The sequence below is a fragment of the Streptomyces sp. NBC_00846 genome (genome assembly GCF_045207325.1).
GTDB lineage: Bacteria > Actinomycetota > Actinomycetes > Streptomycetales > Streptomycetaceae > Streptomyces.
In genome coordinates this window covers 2,618,932-2,638,148 of record NZ_CP108846.1, presented here as the reverse complement: position 1 = coordinate 2,638,148, position 19,217 = coordinate 2,618,932, and the positions used below count along the sequence as shown (strand labels likewise).

General features: G+C 69.8%; 20 protein-coding genes. 9 read left to right on the top strand and 11 right to left on the bottom strand.

Annotation, left to right across the window (positions count from 1 at the left end; translation table 11 throughout):
• The first annotated feature begins 50 nt into the window (after positions 1-50).
• Complete coding sequence (gene hppD / locus OG936_RS12210) at positions 51-1,196, top strand: 4-hydroxyphenylpyruvate dioxygenase (protein ID WP_266746450.1); 1,146 nt, start codon at positions 51-53, stop codon at positions 1,194-1,196.
• A 102-nt stretch (positions 1,197-1,298) separates the two neighbouring features.
• Here hppD and OG936_RS12205 read toward each other — a convergent pair whose 3' ends face one another.
• The 7 genes from OG936_RS12205 to OG936_RS12175 all read right to left on the bottom strand — a co-directional run bounded on the left by OG936_RS12205 (position 1,299) and on the right by OG936_RS12175 (position 5,468).
• Positions 1,299-1,505, bottom strand: coding sequence for a helix-turn-helix transcriptional regulator (locus OG936_RS12205; RefSeq protein ID WP_406494534.1), 207 nt, complete (start codon positions 1,503-1,505; stop codon positions 1,299-1,301).
• Complete coding sequence (locus OG936_RS12200; RefSeq protein ID WP_406494532.1) at positions 1,502-2,083, bottom strand: Uma2 family endonuclease; 582 nt, start codon at positions 2,081-2,083, stop codon at positions 1,502-1,504. Before OG936_RS12200 ends, OG936_RS12205 begins: the two co-directional genes overlap by 4 nt.
• Positions 2,084-2,269: 186 nt before the next feature.
• Positions 2,270-2,530: a DUF397 domain-containing protein gene (locus tag OG936_RS12195; protein ID WP_406500413.1), complete on the bottom strand. Its 261-nt coding sequence runs from the start codon at positions 2,528-2,530 to the stop codon at positions 2,270-2,272.
• Positions 2,531-2,560: 30 nt separating this feature from the next.
• Complete coding sequence (locus tag OG936_RS12190; protein ID WP_406500411.1) at positions 2,561-3,079, bottom strand: GNAT family N-acetyltransferase; N-acetyltransferase; 519 nt, start codon at positions 3,077-3,079, stop codon at positions 2,561-2,563.
• Positions 3,080-3,131: 52 nt separating this feature from the next.
• Positions 3,132-3,317, bottom strand: a complete 186-nt coding sequence (locus OG936_RS12185; RefSeq protein WP_406494530.1) for a helix-turn-helix domain-containing protein — start codon at positions 3,315-3,317, stop codon at positions 3,132-3,134.
• Between the two features lie 18 nt (positions 3,318-3,335).
• Positions 3,336-3,560 carry a hypothetical protein gene (locus OG936_RS12180; RefSeq protein WP_406494528.1) on the bottom strand — a complete coding sequence of 75 codons (225 nt, stop codon included), beginning with the start codon at positions 3,558-3,560 and terminating at the stop codon, positions 3,336-3,338.
• 309 nt (positions 3,561-3,869) lie between these two features.
• Complete coding sequence (locus OG936_RS12175; RefSeq protein ID WP_406494526.1) at positions 3,870-5,468, bottom strand: tetratricopeptide repeat protein; 1,599 nt, start codon at positions 5,466-5,468, stop codon at positions 3,870-3,872.
• Between the two features lie 97 nt (positions 5,469-5,565).
• Here OG936_RS12175 and OG936_RS12170 point away from each other — a divergent pair, with 97 nt between their 5' ends.
• Positions 5,566-6,933, top strand: a complete 1,368-nt coding sequence (locus tag OG936_RS12170) for an FAD-binding oxidoreductase (RefSeq protein ID WP_406494524.1) — start codon at positions 5,566-5,568, stop codon at positions 6,931-6,933.
• A gap of 29 nt (positions 6,934-6,962) precedes the next feature.
• Here OG936_RS12170 and OG936_RS12165 read toward each other — a convergent pair whose 3' ends face one another.
• Positions 6,963-7,439: an SsgA family sporulation/cell division regulator gene (locus OG936_RS12165; protein WP_406494522.1), complete on the bottom strand. Its 477-nt coding sequence runs from the start codon at positions 7,437-7,439 to the stop codon at positions 6,963-6,965.
• A 212-nt stretch (positions 7,440-7,651) separates the two neighbouring features.
• On the opposite strand from OG936_RS12165, the gene OG936_RS12160 reads away from it, so the two are divergent.
• Positions 7,652-9,325, top strand: coding sequence for an RDD family protein (locus tag OG936_RS12160; RefSeq protein ID WP_406494521.1), 1,674 nt, complete (start codon positions 7,652-7,654; stop codon positions 9,323-9,325).
• 299 nt (positions 9,326-9,624) lie between these two features.
• On the top strand, positions 9,625-10,350 hold the full coding sequence (locus OG936_RS12155) for an RDD family protein (protein WP_406494519.1): 726 nt from the start codon (positions 9,625-9,627) through the stop codon (positions 10,348-10,350).
• 81 nt (positions 10,351-10,431) lie between these two features.
• Here OG936_RS12155 and OG936_RS12150 read toward each other — a convergent pair whose 3' ends face one another.
• Positions 10,432-10,797: a hypothetical protein gene (locus OG936_RS12150; protein ID WP_406494517.1), complete on the bottom strand. Its 366-nt coding sequence runs from the start codon at positions 10,795-10,797 to the stop codon at positions 10,432-10,434.
• A 371-nt stretch (positions 10,798-11,168) separates the two neighbouring features.
• On the opposite strand from OG936_RS12150, the gene OG936_RS12145 reads away from it, so the two are divergent.
• On the top strand, positions 11,169-13,568 hold the full coding sequence (locus tag OG936_RS12145) for an immune inhibitor A domain-containing protein (RefSeq protein WP_406494515.1): 2,400 nt from the start codon (positions 11,169-11,171) through the stop codon (positions 13,566-13,568).
• A gap of 124 nt (positions 13,569-13,692) precedes the next feature.
• Positions 13,693-14,109 carry a hypothetical protein gene (locus OG936_RS12140; RefSeq protein ID WP_406494513.1) on the top strand — a complete coding sequence of 139 codons (417 nt, stop codon included), beginning with the start codon at positions 13,693-13,695 and terminating at the stop codon, positions 14,107-14,109.
• A gap of 70 nt (positions 14,110-14,179) precedes the next feature.
• On the opposite strand, the gene OG936_RS12135 is transcribed toward OG936_RS12140, so the two are convergent.
• Entirely contained in the window at positions 14,180-14,764 is a 585-nt protein-coding gene (locus OG936_RS12135; RefSeq protein WP_327349778.1) for a nicotinamidase, read from the bottom strand.
• A 235-nt stretch (positions 14,765-14,999) separates the two neighbouring features.
• Positions 15,000-16,328 (bottom strand): nicotinate phosphoribosyltransferase, encoded by a 1,329-nt coding sequence (locus OG936_RS12130; RefSeq protein ID WP_406494511.1) that lies wholly within the window; start codon positions 16,326-16,328, stop codon positions 15,000-15,002.
• Between the two features lie 78 nt (positions 16,329-16,406).
• Between OG936_RS12130 and clpS the strand changes: the two genes are divergently transcribed.
• From clpS to OG936_RS12115, 3 genes are all read left to right on the top strand, one after another.
• A complete protein-coding gene (gene clpS / locus OG936_RS12125; protein WP_266746437.1) occupies positions 16,407-16,721 on the top strand; it encodes an ATP-dependent Clp protease adapter ClpS in 315 nt (104 codons plus the stop codon).
• An 88-nt stretch (positions 16,722-16,809) separates the two neighbouring features.
• Entirely contained in the window at positions 16,810-17,394 is a 585-nt protein-coding gene (locus tag OG936_RS12120) for a DUF2017 domain-containing protein (protein WP_406494509.1), read from the top strand.
• Between the two features lie 300 nt (positions 17,395-17,694).
• Complete coding sequence (locus OG936_RS12115; RefSeq protein ID WP_406494507.1) at positions 17,695-19,134, top strand: amino acid permease; 1,440 nt, start codon at positions 17,695-17,697, stop codon at positions 19,132-19,134.
• Positions 19,135-19,217 lie beyond the last annotated feature (83 nt).

The following is a 19,217-nucleotide window of genomic DNA, read 5'->3' as shown; positions in this document are numbered from 1 at the left end:
CGAATTCGCGAACTGTTGCGCACCTTGCGAAGCGGCGAGAGCCTTCGGACATGACTGAGACTCTGCACACCACCCCCGACACTGCCCGGCAGGCCGACCCCTTCCCGGTGAAGGGAATGGACGCGGTCGTCTTCGCCGTCGGCAACGCCAAGCAGGCCGCACACTATTACTCGACGGCCTTCGGTATGAAGCTGGTCGCCTACTCCGGACCGGAGAACGGCAGCCGTGAGACGGCGAGTTACGTCCTGACCAACGGCTCGGCCAGGTTCGTCCTCACCTCCGTCATCAAGGCGTCCACCGACCACGGCCGCTTCCTCGCCGACCACGTGGCCGAGCACGGCGACGGCGTCGTCGACCTGGCCATCGAGGTCCCGGACGCCCGCGCGGCCTACGCGTACGCGGTCGAGCACGGCGCCCTCGGCCTCGCCGAGCCGCACGAGGTCAAGGACGAGCACGGCACGGTCGTCCTCGCCGCCATCGCCACGTACGGCAAGACCCGCCACACCCTCGTCGAGCGCACCGGCTACGACGGCCCGTACCTCCCCGGCTTCGTCGCCGCGGCCCCGATCGTCGAGCCGCCGGCCAAGCGTTTCTTCCAGGCCATCGACCACTGCGTCGGCAATGTGGAACTCGGCCGGATGAACGAGTGGGTTGCCTTCTACAACTCCGTCATGGGCTTCACCAACATGAAGGAGTTCGTGGGCGACGACATCGCCACCGAGTACTCCGCCCTGATGTCCAAGGTCGTCGCCGACGGCACGCTCAAGGTCAAGTTCCCGATCAACGAACCGGCCGTCGCCAAGAAGAAGTCCCAGATCGACGAGTACCTGGAGTTCTACGGCGGCGCGGGCGTCCAGCACATCGCGCTCGCCACGAACGACATCGTCGCCTCGGTGCGCGCGATGCGGGCGGCCGGCGTCCAGTTCCTGGACACCCCCGATTCGTACTACGACACCCTCGGCGAGTGGGCGGGCGAGACCCGGGTCCCCGTGGAGACCCTGCGCGAGCTCAAGATCCTCGTCGACCGCGACGAGGACGGCTACCTGCTCCAGATCTTCACCAAGCCGGTCCAGGACCGCCCGACCGTCTTCTTCGAGATGATCGAACGCCACGGCTCGATGGGCTTCGGCAAGGGCAACTTCAAGGCCCTGTTCGAGGCGATCGAACGCGAGCAGGAGAGGCGCGGCAACCTCTGAGCCTCCGCTCGGGACAGCGGAACGGGCTCCCTCCGGGGAGCCCGTTTCTGCTGTCCGGGGCCCTCGGATCTCCCTCGGCGCCCGGGCCACCGTCGGCACCCCTCAGCGTGCCTTCAGCGTGACTTCCAGGTCGGCGCCGAGCGCGCGGGCGAGCCGTTCCAGGATCGGAAGAGTCGGGGTGATGGCGCCGCGTTCGATGCGGGAGACCTGGGCCTGCGTGGTCCGGGCCAGCTGGGCGAGCTCCGACTGGGAGAGCCCGAGCGCGGTACGCCGGGCCTGAATGGCATTCCCGATCGGTGGCGAAGTCACCGTCCGTCTTCCTGTGCGTAACGGAGGAAGACGCTCGTGTCGATGGTCCATTCGCCGACGGGGACGATGTCGCCGAACGTGTACTCCATGGTGTTGGCGTACCGTGCGTCGCTGCCGTCCCCGCCCGTCGGCTTCCAGTGGTGCAGGACGATTCCGGCGCGCGGGTCGATGATCAGGTAGTGGGGGATCCGCATGGCCGGGTAGTCGCGCATCTTGCCCACGTAGTCGTTCTCGGGGTTGGAACGCGAAACGATCTCGGAGGCCAGGAGAACATCCGCAGGATCAATGCCTTCCTCGTCCCCTTCTTCGAGTACGGATTCGGGAACCACGATCACATCGGGGCGCCGCAGGATCCCGAGCACTTGGTCCTCGACGTCTCCGCCGGTATGGGCGATCACGCCCTCCGGGAGCTGGGCATCGAGCTGCCTGCGCAGACGCAGGGCGGCGAGCTCGTGCCGTTTCACGGGCGACATCATCATGACGATCTCGCCATGGCTGATCTCCGGATAGTCCAGACCGGGAGGCACGGTGAGTTCCTTGGCGTACTTGCGCAGGTGCTCGTACACGGTGTCGTTCATGCGTTTGATGATATGGCGCGAGGGCTCTCGGTGCGGGGCACAGGAGGACGCGATCCTGAACGGCAGGGCGGCCGGTCGGCTGCCGACAGGGGGAGCGGTCCGGCGGAGGACGTCCACCGACCGCTCGGACCGGAGCCTCCGGCACGCCCGACAGCCCCGGCCCTGTGCGCCGGCCGGAGCGTTGCACTACCGCGCCCGCTTGGCCTCCGCGAGGAAAACGGCCCAGGTCCTGTCACCGAAGCGGAGGGCGGGGCCTGCGGGGTTCTTGCTGTCGCGGACGGCGGTGCCGGTGGGGAGGGCGGCCACCTCCACGCAGTCGCCACCGGACGAACCCCCGCCGCTGTAGCTACTGGTACGCCAGGCGACATGGCCAAGTTCAGGGGCAAGCGCGGTAGTTACCTCTTCCTGTCGGCTACAGCTCCTGCCTGACCCGGTGGACCAGCTCAGAACTGTCGGCGGGGCTCAACGCCGCCGATCTCAGTGAATCGAACGCGAGTGTAAAACGGTTCGTTTCGTCGGGTGTCGTCGCCGCCTGGGACAACCTCGCCCCCGACCCCGGCCGCGTCCCGAACTTGCTGGACACCGCCCGCGAGGCGGCGTTGTCGGCGAAGGCGGTGGAGGTGACACGAGCGGCGCCAAGGCAGTCAAGGCAAGGGCCAGGGCGGCGGCACGCATCTGGGTGCCGTAGCCCTGGCCCTGGAAGCGGCGGCCGAGCCAGAAGCCGGTGCGGGCCTCGCCGGTGGTGGCGAAGTTGCGGGCGGAGAGGTTCTGCTGGCCGATGACCTGGCCGTCGCGGAAGACGGCGAGGAGCAGGCGCCAGGCCTCGCGGGTCCAGTCACCTCGCGCCCACCAGTGGTTCTGCACGACGCTCCTGGCCCGCTCGGTCGGCGGCGCGGAGGCCCAGGGCTGCGGGAAGTACACAGCGCCGTCGGGGACAACTCCGTCGGCGGCCACCTGAGCGAAGGCGTCGAGCTCGCCGTCCGAGGGGAGACGCAGAACGAGGGGGGCACTTCGGACCGCCCTGGCGCGCGGGCGGTGGTCAGCCCCTTCAGAGCGCTTTCAGCGTGACTTCCAGGTCGGCGTCAAGTGCGCGGGCGAGCCGTTCCAGGACCGGAAGAGTCGGGGTGATGGCACCGCGTTCGATGCGGGAGACCTGGGCCTGCGTGGTCCGGGGCCAGCTGGGCGAGCTCCGTCTGGGACAGCCCGAGCGCGGTACGCCGGGCCTGGATGGCATTCCCGATCGGTGGCGAAGTCACTGGCCGTCGTCCTGTGCGTAACGGAGGAAGACGCTCGTGTCGATGGTCCATTCGCCGACGGGGACGACGTCGCCGAACGTGTACTCCATCGTGTTGGCGTACCGTGCGTCGCTGTCGTCCCCGCCCGTCGGCTTCCAGTGGTGCAGGACGATTCCGGCGCGCGTGTCGATGATCAGGTAGTGGGGGATCCGCATGGCCGGGTAGTCGCGCATCTTGCCCACGTAGTCGTTCTCGGGGTTGGAACGCGAACCCGCCCCGCGCCCGCCATCAGAAGACGCCCGGCAAGTGACCGCTGATGCCCGACGGCACACGAGCCTCGGCCGCCGGACCGGGAAGCCACCAAGCTCCTGCCGACGCCACGATGCGAGCCACCCCGACCTGGAAGCCGTCCCCCCGCTACGTCACCGCTCCCGGCGAGCCGGTCCGGGTGGCATGGAAGGGAAGTCGCCGGAGGGCCCGCGCATCGTGGGCCCTCCGGCGACCGAACCGATCGGCCGCCGTCAGCGACGACTCGGCGCCGCTGAAGCGCGCTACGGCTTCGCGGGCGCCATGCCCGGCGGGCCGCCCGCCGAAGGGCCGCCCAGCAGGTCCAGGGCCTCCTTGGCCGCCGGGCCCTCCAGCGGTGAGAAGTGCGGGTTGATGCGCAGGGCCTCCGTCAGGTTGCGGCGCGCCGGGTCGTAGTCCTTCAACGCCTGCTGGATCGCGCCCAGATGGGACGCGTACGAGGCGATCTGTTTCTCCGCGCCGACCGCACGCGTCGCGTACGGCAGGGCATCGGACGAGTCGCCGGACAGGTGCAGCGCCCAGCCCAGCGCGTCCGCCATCGCCGCGCTTCGGTGCTGCCGGGCCCACTCCGCGTTCAGCACGTTCACCGCCACCGCCGGGTCCCCGTGAGCGGCCTCGAAACGGCCGCGCAGGAGCGCGTTGTCCACGCCCTGGCCGTCGCCACGCGCGAGAGTCTCGCGGAGCTGCGCGTACTGGCTTTGGGCATCCTCGTCCCGGCCCAGCGACTCGTACAACTCGCCCAGGTCCAGCAGGTATTCGGGCCGGGGCAGACCGGCCAGCGCCGCCTTGTAGTCGCGTTCCGCGTCGTCCGTGCGGCCGAGCGCCGCCAGCGCCGCGGCCCGGCCCGCGAACGACGCGTAGTGGTCGCGGTCGGTCCGCAGCGCCGCGCTGTACTGCGTGACCGCCTCCTCGGGCTCGCCCCGTTCCCAGGCCAGTTGGCCCAGCAGATGCAGGCACTGCGCCTTCTGCGCCGCCGTGGTGGCCCGGTCCGCCGCGTCCTGCGCGCCCGCCAGCGCATTCTCGCGCCAGCCGCGGTCCCGGTCCATCCGCGCCGTCCGCAGGAGCGCCGCGGCGCCGGGGCGCAGTGCCGCGAACCGCTCGACCGCCGTGCGTGAGGCCTTGTAGTCGCCGAGGCCGTTGTACGCGTCGATCAGCGCCGGGTACACCGTCCACTGCTTCGGCTGCCGCGCCCGTACCGTCTCGCCCCACTTCTTCGCCAGGACGAAGTCGTGGCGGGCATTGGCGAGCGTCGCGAGTCCCACCCAGGCCGCCGTGTTCCCCTTCTCACCCGGCTCGACGTTCAGCGAGCGCTTCAGCGCCTCCTCGGCCCGGCCGAAGTACGCCTCGTCCGCGGACCGCTGCCCCCACTCCACGAAGGCCGTGCCGAGCAGCGCCCACGACTTCGCGTCGGCAGGATGCGTACCCACCCACTGCTGCCGGTCCCCGATCAGCGCCGTCAGATCGGAGAGCGAGGCGGGATAGCCCATGTCCGACGCCTTCAGGGCACGTGAAACCGGACCCGGCGCGGGCGGCGGCGCGGACTTCTTCTTGTCCTCCGGCACGGCCACCACCGCACCCGTCACCAGTACCGCACCCGCCACCACACCCATGGCCGCCCTGCGCAGCGTCGTACGCAGCGAGAGGGGCGGCAGCTCGGCCGACGACGCCGGGTCCAGCGGCGCCGGGTCCATGGATGCCGGGTCCGTGGATGCCGGGTCCGGCGGCGCCGGGTCCATGGGTACGGGGTCGGTTCCTGCGGGCTCAAGGGGCGGGCCAGGGGGAGAGTCAGGGGGAGGCTTCGTCGAATCGACGGACTCGGGGGGCTGCTGCGGCATGACATCCATGCCGATCACTCTGCGTCAGTACGAAGAGCACACCGCGTCTTGCGAAGGCTGCCGCAGACGGGTTCACACCAATGGGCCCGGGTGCCACGCTTGGATCATGAATGGACTTCTCGAGCAACTGCGTGCGGGGCTGCCGGCCGAGGCCCTGATCACCGATCCGGACGTCACTGTCTCGTACGCCCACGACATGGCGAGCTTCTGCGAGGCGGGGATGCCCGTCGCCGTCGTGCTCCCGCGTACGGTCGAGCAGGTCCAGCACATCATGCGCACGGCAACGGCCCTGCGCGTCCCGGTCGTCCCGCAGGGCGCCCGTACCGGTCTGTCGGGCGCGGCCAACGCCTCCGAGGGCTGCATCGTGCTGTCTCTCGTGAAGATGGACCGGATCCTGGAGATCAACCCGGTCGACCGGATCGCGGTCGTCGAGCCCGGTGTCGTCAACGCGGTGCTTTCGCGGGCGGTCGACGAACAGGGTCTGTACTACCCGCCGGACCCCTCCAGCTGGGAGATGTGCACCATCGGCGGCAACATCGGCACCGCGTCCGGCGGGCTGTGCTGCGTGAAGTACGGGGTCACCGCAGAGTACGTACTCGGCCTGGAGGTCGTCCTCGCCGACGGGCGCCTGCTCACCACCGGCCGCCGTACCGCGAAGGGCGTCGCGGGATACGACCTCACCCGGCTCTTCGTCGGCTCGGAGGGCAGCCTCGGCATCGTCGTCAAGGCCGTGCTCGCGCTGAAGCCCCGGCCGCCGCAGCAGCTGGTGCTGGCCGCCGAGTTCCCGAGCGCGGCGACCGCGTGCGACGCGATCTGCCGGATCATGGAGCGCGGTCACACTCCGTCACTCCTCGAACTGATGGACCGTACGACGATCCGTGCCGTCAACAAGATGGCCAACATGGGCCTGCCCGACACCACCGAGGCGCTCCTGCTCGCCGCCTTCGACACCCCGGACCCGTCGGCCGACCTGGCCGTCGTCGGCGAGCTGTGCACCGCGGCGGGCGCCACCGAGGTGGTCCCGGCCCAGGATGCCGCCGAGTCCGAAATGCTGCTCCAGGCCCGGCGGATGTCGCTCACCGCACTGGAGACCGTCAAGTCGGCCACGATGATCGACGACGTCTGCGTACCGCGCTCGAAGCTCGGCGCGATGCTCGAGGGCACCGCCGCCATTGCCGAGAAGTACGGCCTCACCATCGGCGTCTGCGCGCACGCGGGCGACGGCAACACCCACCCCGTCGTCTGCTTCGACCACGCCGACGCCGACGAGTCCCGGCGGGCCCGTGAATCCTTCGACGAGATCATGGGGCTCGGCCTGGAACTCGGCGGCACGATCACGGGTGAACACGGCGTCGGCGTACTGAAGAAGGAGTGGCTCGCGCGCGAGCTCGGTGAGGTGAGCGTCGAACTGCACCGGGGCATCAAGCAGGCCTTCGACCCGCTGGGGCTGCTCAACCCGGGCAAGGTGTTCTGACGGCCGACGGGGAGCGCGGCCACGCCTGCTCACGCGTCGCCGCCCTGCCAATCGTCCGGCCCCCACAGGTCGCTGAGCCACAGGTCGTCGGCCGGCAGCGGCGCGAGCAGCTCGGCGAGACCTTCGTCGATGCCGAGCCGCTCGGTCTCCGTACCCGGCGGAACCAGCCGCAGGGTCCGTTCCACCCAGGCGGCCACGGCGGCGGACGGCACCTCCAGCAGGGCGTCGCCCTCGGGCGAAGTCAGCGCCACGAAGAGGACGTTGCGCCGGTCGGCCTTCGTCGGCCAGATCCGCACGTCCCCGTGACCGCACGGCCGGAACACGCCCTCGATGAGCAGATCGCGGGCGAACGTCCAGTGGACGGGGAAGTCGGAGCCGATGTGAAAGGCGATGTGCACGGCGTACGGATCCGCCGTGCGGTACGTCAGCAGGGCAGGGACGGGGATGCTGCGCTCGGGTGACAGAACCAGCTTGAGCTGCAGCTCGCGCTCCACGACGGTGTGCATGAGTGCGTCCTTTCGGTGCCTGTGGGCCGGTCCCGCGACCGGTCCGCACAGGGAGAGAGCGCCCTCAACGCCAACTATGACGCGACTTCCGGAAAGAATTTCCGGGTGACCGGAAAGTGGTCCAAACCCCTGGACCGGCCCGGGGGTGGGCGGGCGTCTGATAGATGTGGACCCGTTGTATTGAGGCCTCGAAGAGATACGGGACCACGGTGATGAGCGCCCCAACCCCGGCACCCGGTGACGAAAGCCCCCATGAGGGGTATTACCCCGACCCGTCCATTCCCGGATATGTCCGGTACTGGAACGGCGCTTCGTGGGTGCCCGGCACGAGCCGGCCCGCCCCGCAGCAGGGCGAGTCGATGCCCGGTTCGCCCGCCGGAGCGGCGGCCGAACCGCCGCCGAGCCCGCAGCCGCAGCCGTCGGTCGCGGCGCCCGCGCCGGCCGACGCTCCGGTGGACGAGACCGGTCCGGTCTACCTCGACGAGGAACCGCACGCGGACAACCAACGGGAACCGGCCACCGCTTGGCAGGCCGACGCCTCCCGGCAGACCGGCTTCGGCGGCGAACGCGACCGACGGGTCTCCTGGGGCGGCACCGGGCAGCCCGGTGTACAGGGCGACCCGGGCCGGCAGGGCGATCGGCGTGAGCCGTCGGCACCGGAGTCCGGCTCGGTGGCGGAGTCCGGGCGGGATCCGCGTACGCCCGCGGACCGTACCCCCGCCGACCGTGTCCCCGCGGTCCGTGCCCCGGCCGATCCGGTCCGGACCGACCGTGCCTCGACCGATCCGGTCCCGGCCGACCGCGCCCCCGCGCTCCGGACACCCGCCGACCTCACCCCCGTGGACCCGCGTCGGCCGGCTTCGCCGGAGCCGACGGGCGGTGCGCTGCCCGCCATGCGCGACGGCGGCGGCCAGATCCCCGAGAACACCGTCGCGATCCGGGTCGACCGCCCGGGCCGCGCACCCGCTTCCCGGTCGGCGGAACAGGAGCCCGCGGACGGGACGATGACGATCCGCGCGATCGGACCCGGCACCCCCGCGCAGACACCACCGCAGGCGCCACGGCGCACGGCGGCCCAGCCCCCCGCGCAATCCGCCACCCCCGCTCCCGCCCCCGCCCCGAACCCAGCTTCCGGCCCCGGCGGTGCCACCCCCTGGGCGCAGCAGGTCCACCAGCTCGCCCAGCCCGACCAGATGGCCCGCCCCCAGCCACAGACTCACCAACCCCAGCAACCCCAGGCCCACCAACCCCACCAACCCCAGGCCCACCAACCCCAGCAGTCCCTGCAGCCTCGGCAACCCCACCCCCAGTTCGGTGCGCAGGGCGGGCAGCCCGATCAGCCCGTCGTGCCCTGGAAGCCGCCGGTCGACGACCCCTTCCAGCAGCTCGTACAGGCCCAGGCGGCGGCCAGGCCCGCCGGGCTCGGGAAGCGGTTCGCCGCGCGGCTCGTCGACACGGTCGTGCTGGGCGCACTCGTCGGCGCGATCGGCTTCCCGCTCCTCTCACACGCGATGGACCACATCGACGAGAAGATCAACGCGGCGAAGCTGTCCGGTGAGACGGTCACCGTCTGGCTGGTGGACTCCACCACGGCCGGTCTGTTCGGTGCGGTGCTCGGCGCGTTCTTCGTGCTCGGCGTGCTGCTGGAGGCACTGCCGACCGCGAAGTGGGGCCGTACGCTCGGCAAGAAGCTCTGCGGACTCGACGTACGGGACATTGAGTCCCACGAGACCCCGTCCTTCGCCGCCGCGCTGCGCCGCTGGCTGGTCTACGGCCTGCTGGGCATCCTGGTGGTCGGGGTGGTCAACGTGCTGTGGTGCCTGATCGACCGGCCGTGGCGCCAGTGCTGGCACGACAAGGCGGCGCGCACCTTCGTCGCCGGCTGAGAGGCTGTCGGGCGACCTCCGATCGGGCGGCCACGCCCTGGCACGCACGCTTCCCGCGTTGCCGAAATGCCCTAGTAGCTCCGCTACGAGGACATCCCGGCGCCTTGGAATCGCACGCACCAGACCGCGTCCGCTTTCCGACCGGAGGTCGCCCGACAGCCTCTGACTCCGTGCCCCGGCCCGTGGAGGGCACTCCTCCGGCGGACGGCCCATTGGGTGAGGCCCTGCGGAGGACGCCCCGTTCCCCCGAACGCACCTGAGGCGTTGCGGGCACCTGCGGGCCGGGGTGCACTGCCCCCATGAGCAACGATCAGCCGACGCCCGGTCAGCCGCCTGAGGAGGACCCGTTCCTCAAGAAGCCCCAGGGGTCTCAAGGGCCGGAGGGACCGCAGGGGCCCCAAGGGCCGCAGGGGCCGTCGTCGGGCTCGCCCTACGGGGGCACCCCGCCGCCTCCGCCGCCCGGTCCACCGCCCGGTCCACCGCCGCCGTACGGTCCCGGTGCCTACGGCGGCGGTGGCCCGTACGGGGGTGTGGATCCGCTGGCCGGTATGCCGCCGCTGGGCGAGCCCGGCAAGCGGATTCTGGCCCGGCTGATCGACTTCCTCATCATCTCGGTTCCGCTGTATCTGATCTCGCTGCCGTGGGGCGGGGCGGTCGAGATGAACGACAACAGCAGCAACAACGGCGTCAGCAATGTCTTCAGCCAGACGTACAGCGGGCACCAGCTGCTCTGGTCGCTGATCGGGCTGGTGGTCTACGTCGCGTACGACACGTACTTCACGCACAAGGACGGCCGGACCATCGGCAAGCGGCTGCTGAAGCTGCGGGTCGCGATGCTCAACGACGGCCGGGTGCCGGACACCGGGGCGGCGTTCCTGCGGGGCGTGGTGCTGTGGCTGCCGGCGCTGCTGTGCTGCCCGTGCCTGTGGTGGCTGATCAACATCGTGCTCATGTTCACGGACAAGCCGTACCGGCAGGGCCTTCACGACAAGGTGGCGAAGACGGTGGTCGTCCAGACCGACTGAGTCGCTGCCGCGCCCTACGGCCCCGGTCTCCGTACCGGCTCGGTCATCGAGCCCGTACGGAGACCGGGGCCGTGCCCGTACTCAGTGCCGCAGGGAATGCTCGCCCATCAGTTCGTCCGCCCGCGCCGCGGCGCGCTGTCCGGCCGTGCGGGCCTGCGGGATCGGGGCCCGGACGTCGTCGCGGGCGAGGCCCTCGGCCTCGACGGCGGCGGAGACCGGATCGTGGTTCGTGCGCGCTGCGGCCCCGGCCTTCGCGGACTTCGCTGTTTTCGCCCGGGTCGTGCGGGGTACGGTCACGGCCACCAGCAGGCCGAGCGCGAGCGCCGCGGTCCCGATGACGGCGATGCCGAGGCCCGAACCCGTACGGGAGAGCAGCAGCATGGCGAGGGTCGAGAAGATGACGGTGACCGAACCGTAGGAGAGCTGTGCGGCAGTGATACGCGGCATGGCGGTATCCGTCCTCGGGGCATCGGATGGGCAGTCTCTCGACACGGTCGCACTGTCAAGCGACTCTACGACGGTGGATGCCCGAGCGGAACCGGTAGTAAGCATCACCTAACCCACGGTACCGGTGCACGGGGGGCGCACGGAGTCATTCCGTGCTTCAACCCTCGGTTATGACGCGCCGGTTGTCCGCGTGGGAAGCGTTCGACTAACGGAAATGTGCTCCTGCATAGTGCACTTGGTCTGTTCAAGTCAAGATCTGTCTTTTCTCTCGTAACTCCGGTCGAATGTCGTCACTTGTGACGCGTATCCGCGCTCGGCCCCTCCACTCCACGCCAGGCCGCAGCCGCGGGCGCCGGGGAGGACTGCATCAAGTGACCAGTAACAGACGGGCGCTTCGCGCCGCTGCGGTTGTCGTGGCCATGGCCGCGACTGCCGCTACGGCGTCGGCTTTCGCTACAGCCCAGGCAGATGACCACACGTCGGGGGCGAAGGCGCCCGCGGTCGAGCGCCGCGATCCGGGCTCGGCCAAGGGAGACTCGCACGACCTGCAGGGCCCCTTCAGCAAGCAGCAGGACGCCCAGCGTCAGGCCGCCCTGGAGCAGGTCATAGCGGGCGACAAGAAGGTGTCGACCCGCAACGGCTCCAAGGTCGTCAAGCTCGACGACAAGAAGTACGTCGAACTCGGCCGCGAGAAGACCGACAAGATCTTCACGATCCTGGTCGACTTCGGCGACAAGGTCGACAACGCGACCATGTACGACCCGGACGGCGACGGCCCCGCGCCGGCCGTTCCGAAGTACGGCGGCACGCCCGGCCCGGCGCACAACCAGATAGCCAAGCCGGACCCCAAGAAGGACAACAGCACCGCCTGGCAGGCCGACTACAACCAGGCGCACTTCCAGGAGCTCTACTTCGGTACGGGTGCCGGCAAGAACTCGCTGAAGACGTACTACGAGAAGACGTCCTCCGGGCGCTACTCGGTCGAAGGCCAGGTCTCCGACTGGGTCAAGGTGCCGTACAACGAGGCTCGTTACGGGTCCAACTACTGCGGCTCGACCAACTGCGCCAGCGTCTGGGACATGGTCCGCGACGGCGTGAACGCCTGGGCCGCCGACCAGAAGGCCAAGGGCCGTACCACGGACCAGATCAAGGCCGACCTGGCGCAGTACGACCAGTGGGACCGCTACGACTACGACGACGACGGCGACTTCAACGAGCCGGACGGCTACATCGACCACTTCCAGATCGTCCACGCCGGTGAGGACGAGTCCGCGGGCGGCGGCGTGCAGGGCACCGACGCCGTCTGGGCGCACCGCTGGTACGCCTACGGCACCGACGTCGGCGCGACCGGCCCGGCCTACAACAAGGCCGGCGGCGCCGAGATCGGTGACACCGGCATGTGGGTCGGCGACTACACCGCGCAGCCCGAGAACGGCGGCCTGGGTGTCTTCGCCCACGAGTACGGCCACGACCTGGGCCTGCCCGACCTGTACGACACCACCAACCGCGCCGAGAACTCGGTCGGTTTCTGGTCCCTGATGTCGGCCGGCTCCTGGCTCGGCACGGGCAAGGGCCAGATCGGTGACACGCCCGGCGACATGACCGCCTGGGACAAGCTCCAACTGGGCTGGCTCGACTACGACAAGGCCAAGGCCGCGACGAAGTCCACCCACAAGCTGGGCGTGTCCGAGTACAACACCAAGAACAAGCAGGCGCTCCTCGTCACGCTGCCCGACAAGCCCGTCACCACCCCTGTCACGAAGCCCGCCGAGGGCTCCAAGCAGTGGTGGAGCGACATGGGCGACAACCTGAACAACACCCTCACCCGTTCGGTCGACCTGACCGGCAAGTCCAAGGCCTCCCTGGACCTCGCGGGCTTCTGGGACATCGAGAAGGACTACGACTTCCTCTACACCGAGGTGTCGGACAACGGCGGTACCAGCTGGACCACGATCGACGGCACGGCCGACGGCAAGGCGATCCCGCGCGACGCCAGTGACAAGCCGGCCCTGACCGGCGTCTCCGGCAAGCACCAGCAGCTCTCCTACCCGCTGGACGCCTACGCGGGCAAGAAGATCGACATCCGCTTCCGGTACGCCACCGACGGCGGCGCGGGCGGCATCGGCTTCGCGGCCGACACCATCTCGGTCACCGCCGACGGCGCCGTGATCTTCTCGGACAACGCCGAGGGCGACGACAACGGCTGGACCGCCAAGGGCTTCTCCCGCGTCGGCGACTCGTTCACCAAGGACTACCCGCAGTACTACATCGCGGAGAACCGCCAGTACGTCAGCTACGACCAGACCCTCAAGGTCGGCCCGTACAACTTCGGCTTCTCCAAGACCCGTCCGGACTGGGTCGAGCACTACCCGTACCAGAACGGTCTGCTCATCTGGCAGTGGGACACCTCCCAGAAGAACAACAACGTCTCCACCCACCCGGGCAAGGGCCTGATCCTGCCGATCGACGCGCACGCCAAGCCGCTGAAGTGGGCGGACGGCACGGTCATCCGCAACAAGATCCAGCCCTTCGACGCGCCCTTCAGCCAGCGCGCGACCGACGGCTTCACGCTGCACAACGCCGACGTGCCGGTGCGGATCAAGTCGCAGCCCGGCGTCCCGGTCTTCGACGACCACAAGGGAACCTACTGGTACGAGGAGAACAAGACCGGAAGTGTTCAGGTCACTGACACGAACACCCGGATCACGGTTGTCAGCGAGTCGCACGACGGCTCGAAGATGATCGTCAAGGTTGAGGCCTCGCACGAGTAGTCCGGCATCACCGCAGGTCAGAGCTTTATCGGCCGTCGCCCTCTAGCGGGCGGCGGCCGATCGTGTTTAGGTGCCTCTTGTTCAGATCCTTATTGACACGACGTCTCACGGGGGAGCGCGGAACATGGCAGGCGGAGGGTTCAGCAAGTTGCCGAACGGCAGCGTGGTCGTCGCGATCACCCTGACCGGCCCGACGGACGGAGCGGGTCCGGGCGCCCCGATCCGGGTCCTGGTGCACGCGGTCAACCGGGCCCGCGCGCTGACCCGGCTGCGCAATTTCGGCCTGCGCGCCGTCTACCTGCGGGGCAACGCCGAGCCGCCCACCCCGGACGAGATCACCGCAGTGCTGCACCACCCGGACGGGGTGCTCTGGCGGGCGAGACCGGAGCGGGCCCAGGAGCTCTGGCACCCGATCCGCGCGCTGCTCCGCCCGGCTGTGACAGCTGTGACGGCGGTGACGGCGGTGACGGCCGGGTCGCCCGGGCCTGCCGGGGCGTCCGTGCCGGGCATGCGCGCCCTACCCGCCCGCCGTCCGGCCTGAGCTGAGCCTGATGCCTGATGAGGCGCCGTGGGGGCGCGGGCGGCGCGCTCCGTGTGGGGCGTGAGGGCTCCTACACCACCGGCTTGCCGGAGAGCTTCACGCCCACCCTGCGGAGCTCCTCCAGTGCCCGGTCCGTGGACGCCTCGGCGACCCCGGCGGTCAGGTCGAGCAGCACATGCGTGGTGAAGCCCGCCCGGACCGCGTCCAGCGCCGTCGCCCGCACGCAGTGGTCGGTCGCGATGCCGACCACGTCGACCTCGGTGACCCGGCGGTCCCGCAGCCAGTCCGCCAGCCCGACGCCGTTCTCGTCGAGGCCCTCGAAGCCGCTGTACGCCGCGGCGTAGGCCCCCTTGTCGAACACCGCGTCGATCGCCCCCGACGCGACCGCGGGGGCGAAATTCGGGTGGAAGCCCACCCCCTCCGTACCGGCGACGCAGTGCGGCGGCCAGGAGCGCTCGAAGTCCGGCTGGTCGGAGAAGTGGCTGCCCGGGTCGATGTGGTGGTCACGGGTGGCCACCACGTGGCGGTACCCGGCCTGGGCCTCGCCGATCAGGTCGGTGATGGCGGCGGCGACATCGGAGCCCCCCGCCACGGCGAGACTCCCGCCCTCGCAGAAGTCGTTCTGTACGTCCACGACGATCAAGGCGCGGTGCATGGCGGGTGTCCTTCGGTGGGGGACGGTCGGCGGGTCATGGGGGGCGTATTCGAGCCTAGAGACTCGGGAGCGGCTTCGGGAGGTGACGTAATCAAGCGTCTCCGGTGGTTCCGGCGATCGCAGACGAACCGGCTACCGAACGGCCCCGGTCGCACCCTCCTCACCGGTCCCGTTCCGGCTCACCCGCCCCGTCCCCGCCCCCGTTCCCGGCTCCGTCGGATGTACACAGACGTACTCAGATGTACTCCGTGGGAATGACGGGCTCGCCGCGGGACAGCTGCATCGCGGACATCGGCAGCCCCGCCCGCGCCGCCATGTGCCGCTCGCGCGCCGCGTCCAACGGCTCGCGGGCGATCACCTCACCACCCCTGACCAGTTCGACCAGCAGCTGCCGCTCGGCCAGCTCCGCCGGTACGGGACCGGTGCCGATCACCTCGGCCTCGGCCACCCCGCTCTCGTCCAGCCGGCGCGCCGCCCACTTGCGACCGCCCACCGACGACTTCGAACTGAGCGACTTCTTGGCGACCGCACGCAGCGGCTCCGCGGGGTCGGCCGATCCGGCGCGGGCGACCAGCTTGTAGACCATCGAGCAGGTCGGCTGCCCGCTGCCGGTCACCAGCTGCGTGCCCACCCCGTACGCGTCGACCGGGGCGGCGGCCAGCGAGGCGATCGCGTACTCGTCCAGATCGGACGTCACCACGATCTTCGTCCCGGTGGCGCCCAGCTCGTCCAGTTGCTGCCGCACCCGGTGCGCGACCAGCAGCAGGTCCCCGGAGTCGATCCGTACCGCGCCCAGTTCCGTCCCGGCGATCTCGACCGCCGTACGGACCGCCTCGGCGACGTCGTACGTGTCGACCAGCAGCGTCGTGCCCCGGCCCAGCGAGTCCACCTGCGCCCGGAACGCGTCGCGCTCGGTGTCGTGGAGCAGCGTGAAGGCGTGGGCGCTCGTCCCGACGGTCGGGATGTTGTAGCGGAAGCCCGCGGCCAGGTCGGAGGTGGTGTCGAAGCCGCCGATGTACGCGGCACGCGCGGAGGCCACCGCCGACAGCTCGTGGGTGCGCCGTGCACCCATCTCGATCAGCCCGCGGCCGCCCGCGGCGGCGGACATCCGCGACGCAGCGGCGGCGATCGCCGAGTCGTGGTTGAGGATCGACAGGATCACCGTCTCCAGCACGACGCACTCGGCGAAGGAGCCCTCGACCCGCAGGATGGGCGAGCCGGGGAAGTACACCTCGCCCTCCGGGTAGCCCCAGATGTCACCGCGGAAGCGGTAGTCGGCCAGCCAGTCGAGCGTGGGTCCGTCGACGACGTCCTGTTCGCGCAGGAAGGTGAGCATCTCGTCGTCGAAGTGGAAGTTCTCCACCGCGTCCAGCACGCGTCCGATGCCCGCGACGACGCCGTAGCGGCGCCCCTCCGGCAGCCGGCGGGTGAACGCCTCGAAGACCGAGTGCCGCTCGGCCGTACCGGCCTTCAGCGCGGCCTGCACCATCGTGAGCTCGTACTGGTCGGTGAAGAGCGCGGTCGACGGCACACCGACCCGTCGCCCAAGGTCCGCAGAGTTCATGTTCCGGATGCTACCTCTATTTCGTCAGAGTGACGAGATCTCGGGTCGTTTGTGCGATGACCCCTCCTGGGTGGCAGCATGGGGTGGGTGAGTGTCGCCCCTACAGAGATCGAGCGTCCCGAGTCGGCCGAGGACAGCCGCGTCGTCCCCGAGCCCGACGTCCCCTGGGTGACGCTGGTCCACAACGACCCGGTCAACCTCATGAGCTATGTGACCTATGTCTTCCAGGCCTACTTCGGCTACTCCAAGGACAAGGCCCACAAACTGATGCTGGACGTCCACCACAAGGGCCGGGCCGTCGTCTCCAGCGGCAGCCGCGAGGAGATGGAACGCGACGTCCAGGCCATGCACGGCTACGGACTGTGGGCCACCCTCACCCAGGACCGCAACTAGTGCCGTGACCGGCCAGGTGCGCCCGCAGGGGTGCCGGGCCGGTCCGATCCTCTTCTGCCCCGCCCGACCCATCCATCGGAGAGAACCCATGGCCGGCCACTTCAAGGCCACCCCCGACGGCGGCGCGGCCGTCGCGCTCGACGAGGTGGAGATCGCGATCCTGCGCTCCCTCGCCGTCCAGCTGCTGGAACTGATCGGCCCCGGCGACGAACCCGCCGAGGGCGAGGACCCGCTCGCCACGCTCTTCGCCGAGGGGCCCAGCGAACCGCCCGCCGACCCCGCCCTGGCCCGCCTCTTCCCCGAGGCGTACGGCGACGAGGACACCGAGGTGCGCGCCGCGTCCGCCGAGTTCCGCCGCTTCACCGAGAACGATCTTCGCGCCCGCAAGCGCGAGGACGCCCTCACGGTCGTACGCACCCTGGACGCCCTCGCGGCTGAGGAGGACGGCGGCGGCGTACTCACGCTCTCCGCCGACGAATGCCGCAACTGGCTCGGCGCCCTCAACGACCTCCGGCTGACCATCGGCACCCGCATGGAGGTCACCGACGACGACGAGGGCGAGGCCGGCTCGCTCTACCGGCTGCCCGACAGCGATCCGCGCAAGCCGATGGTCATGGCTTATCTCTGGCTCGGCGCGCTCCAGGAAACCCTCGTGGAAACCCTGATGCCGTAGTTCCGTAGTTCCGTAGTTCCGGATTCCATAGTTCTGCGGGTTCGTGGTTCCGCAGTTCCCTGGTTCCGCATGGATGTCCCGAGGCCGCGCGACGGGTGCTCGTGCACGCGATGGGTGTACGCGTCACCTGAACGGCCACTTTCAGGCGACGGGAATTTCCCGGTCGTTCTTCCCTCGCCGTAGGCCGGACCACGTCCGGTGCGTCACCCGTCTGCCTCCGCCAAGTGTTCACGGTCGCCCGAGGACACCGACCCTGTTCCCAAGGGCTCGGCGCGGATCGGTGGGAGAAGGGCGCGGCACATGACATCGGCGCAGGTGGACGAGGGGCAGGACGGCCGGCCGGCCGCGGCGGTCACGGATGCCGGCCCGGCGGGCGAGGGATACCGGCGGGCCCTCGGCGCCCGGCAGATCCAGATGATCGCCATCGGCGGAGCCATCGGCACCGGCCTCTTCCTCGGTGCGGGAAAGGCGATCTCGAAAGCCGGACCCAGTCTCGTCCTGGCTTATGCCGTCGCGGGTCTGGTGATCTTCTTCATCATGCGCGCCCTGGGTGAACTCCTCATGTACCGCCCGGTGTCGGGCTCCTTCTCGGAGTACGCCCGCGAATTCATCGGCCCCTTCGCCGGCTTTGTCACCGGGTGGACCTACTGGCTGTTCTGGGTCGTCACCGGAATCACCGAAGTCACTGCGGCAGCCCAGTACATGACGTTCTGGTTCGCCCTTCCGCAATGGGTCTCGGCACTGGTCTTCACGGTCATTCTGTACGGCGTGAACCTGATCTCCGTAAAGCTCTTCGGGGAACTCGAATTCTGGTTCTCGATGGTCAAGGTGACCGCCATCGTCGGCATGATCCTCATCTGCGCCGGGATTCTCACCCTCGGCTTCTCCGACGCCGGGGACACCGCGTCCGTCACCCACCTCTGGGCCGACGGCGGCTTCTTCCCGCACGGCATCAAGGGCACCCTGATGACCCTGCAGATCGTGATGTTCGCCTTCCTCGCCGTGGAACTCGTCGGCGTCACCGCGGGTGAGTCCAAGGACCCGGAGACCGTCCTGCCCAAGGCCATCAACACCGTGCCTTGGCGCATCGCCGTCTTCTACGTCGGCGCCCTCGTCATGATCCTCTCGGTGGTCCCGTGGACCGCGTTCAAGCCCGGCATCTCACCGTTCGTCGCCGCGTTCGAGGAAATGGGCCTCGTCGTCGGCGCCGGAATCGTCAACTTCGTCGTGCTGACCGCGGCCCTCTCCTCCTGCAACTCCGGCATGTACTCCACCGGCCGCATGCTCCGCGACCTCGCGCTCAACGGCCAGGGCCCGCAGTTCTTCACCCGGCTCACCGGGAGCGGCACCCCGCTCATCGGCACCACCTTCTCCGCCGCCCTGATGCTCGTCGGCGTCTGGATCAACTACCAGTGGCCCGGCGACGCCTTCACCTACGTCGTCTCCTTCGCCACCATCTCCGGCATGTGGGCCTGGATCATGATCCTCTGCTGCCAGATCCGCTACCGCGGCCTCGCCGACCGCGGCGTGCTCCCGCGGTCCACGTTCCGGGCCCCCGGCGCCCCGTACACCAGCGTCTTCGCACTGGCCTTCATCGGCTTGGTCATCGTGATGATGGGCATCGACAAGGACACCAGGATCTCGCTGTACTGCGCCCCGCTCTGGGCGCTCCTGCTCGGCATCTCGTACGTGGTGCTCAAAGCCCGCAACCCCGCGAACAAGGCCTTCGAGAAGAGCTGAGACCACCCGCGGACGACCCCCGACCCATCGTCGAGCCGCCCCGGCGTACCGGCCGCCCCGCAGTCGCGTCCACCATGTGGGCC

Excerpts from the sequence above, each read along its gene's own strand:
- OG936_RS12115 (WP_406494507.1), top strand. The coding sequence starts at position 17,695 with ATGACATCGGCGCAGGTGGACGAGGGGCAGGACGGCCGGCCGGCCGCG.
- OG936_RS12160 (WP_406494521.1), top strand. The coding sequence starts at position 7,652 with ATGAGCGCCCCAACCCCGGCACCCGGTGACGAAAGCCCCCATGAGGGG.
- OG936_RS12120 (WP_406494509.1), top strand. The coding sequence starts at position 16,810 with ATGGCCGGCCACTTCAAGGCCACCCCCGACGGCGGCGCGGCCGTCGCG.
- OG936_RS12150 (WP_406494517.1), bottom strand. The coding sequence starts at position 10,797 with ATGCCGCGTATCACTGCCGCACAGCTCTCCTACGGTTCGGTCACCGTC.
- OG936_RS12175 (WP_406494526.1), bottom strand. The coding sequence starts at position 5,468 with ATGGATGTCATGCCGCAGCAGCCCCCCGAGTCCGTCGATTCGACGAAG.
- OG936_RS12130 (WP_406494511.1), bottom strand. The coding sequence starts at position 16,328 with ATGAACTCTGCGGACCTTGGGCGACGGGTCGGTGTGCCGTCGACCGCG.
- hppD (WP_266746450.1), top strand. The coding sequence starts at position 51 with ATGACTGAGACTCTGCACACCACCCCCGACACTGCCCGGCAGGCCGAC.
- OG936_RS12165 (WP_406494522.1), bottom strand. The coding sequence starts at position 7,439 with ATGCACACCGTCGTGGAGCGCGAGCTGCAGCTCAAGCTGGTTCTGTCA.
- OG936_RS12140 (WP_406494513.1), top strand. The coding sequence starts at position 13,693 with ATGGCAGGCGGAGGGTTCAGCAAGTTGCCGAACGGCAGCGTGGTCGTC.
- OG936_RS12155 (WP_406494519.1), top strand. The coding sequence starts at position 9,625 with ATGAGCAACGATCAGCCGACGCCCGGTCAGCCGCCTGAGGAGGACCCG.
- clpS (WP_266746437.1), top strand. The coding sequence starts at position 16,407 with ATGGGGTGGGTGAGTGTCGCCCCTACAGAGATCGAGCGTCCCGAGTCG.
- OG936_RS12135 (WP_327349778.1), bottom strand. The coding sequence starts at position 14,764 with ATGCACCGCGCCTTGATCGTCGTGGACGTACAGAACGACTTCTGCGAG.
- OG936_RS12170 (WP_406494524.1), top strand. The coding sequence starts at position 5,566 with ATGAATGGACTTCTCGAGCAACTGCGTGCGGGGCTGCCGGCCGAGGCC.
- OG936_RS12185 (WP_406494530.1), bottom strand. The coding sequence starts at position 3,317 with ATGCCATCCAGGCCCGGCGTACCGCGCTCGGGCTGTCCCAGACGGAGC.
- OG936_RS12200 (WP_406494532.1), bottom strand. The coding sequence starts at position 2,083 with ATGAACGACACCGTGTACGAGCACCTGCGCAAGTACGCCAAGGAACTC.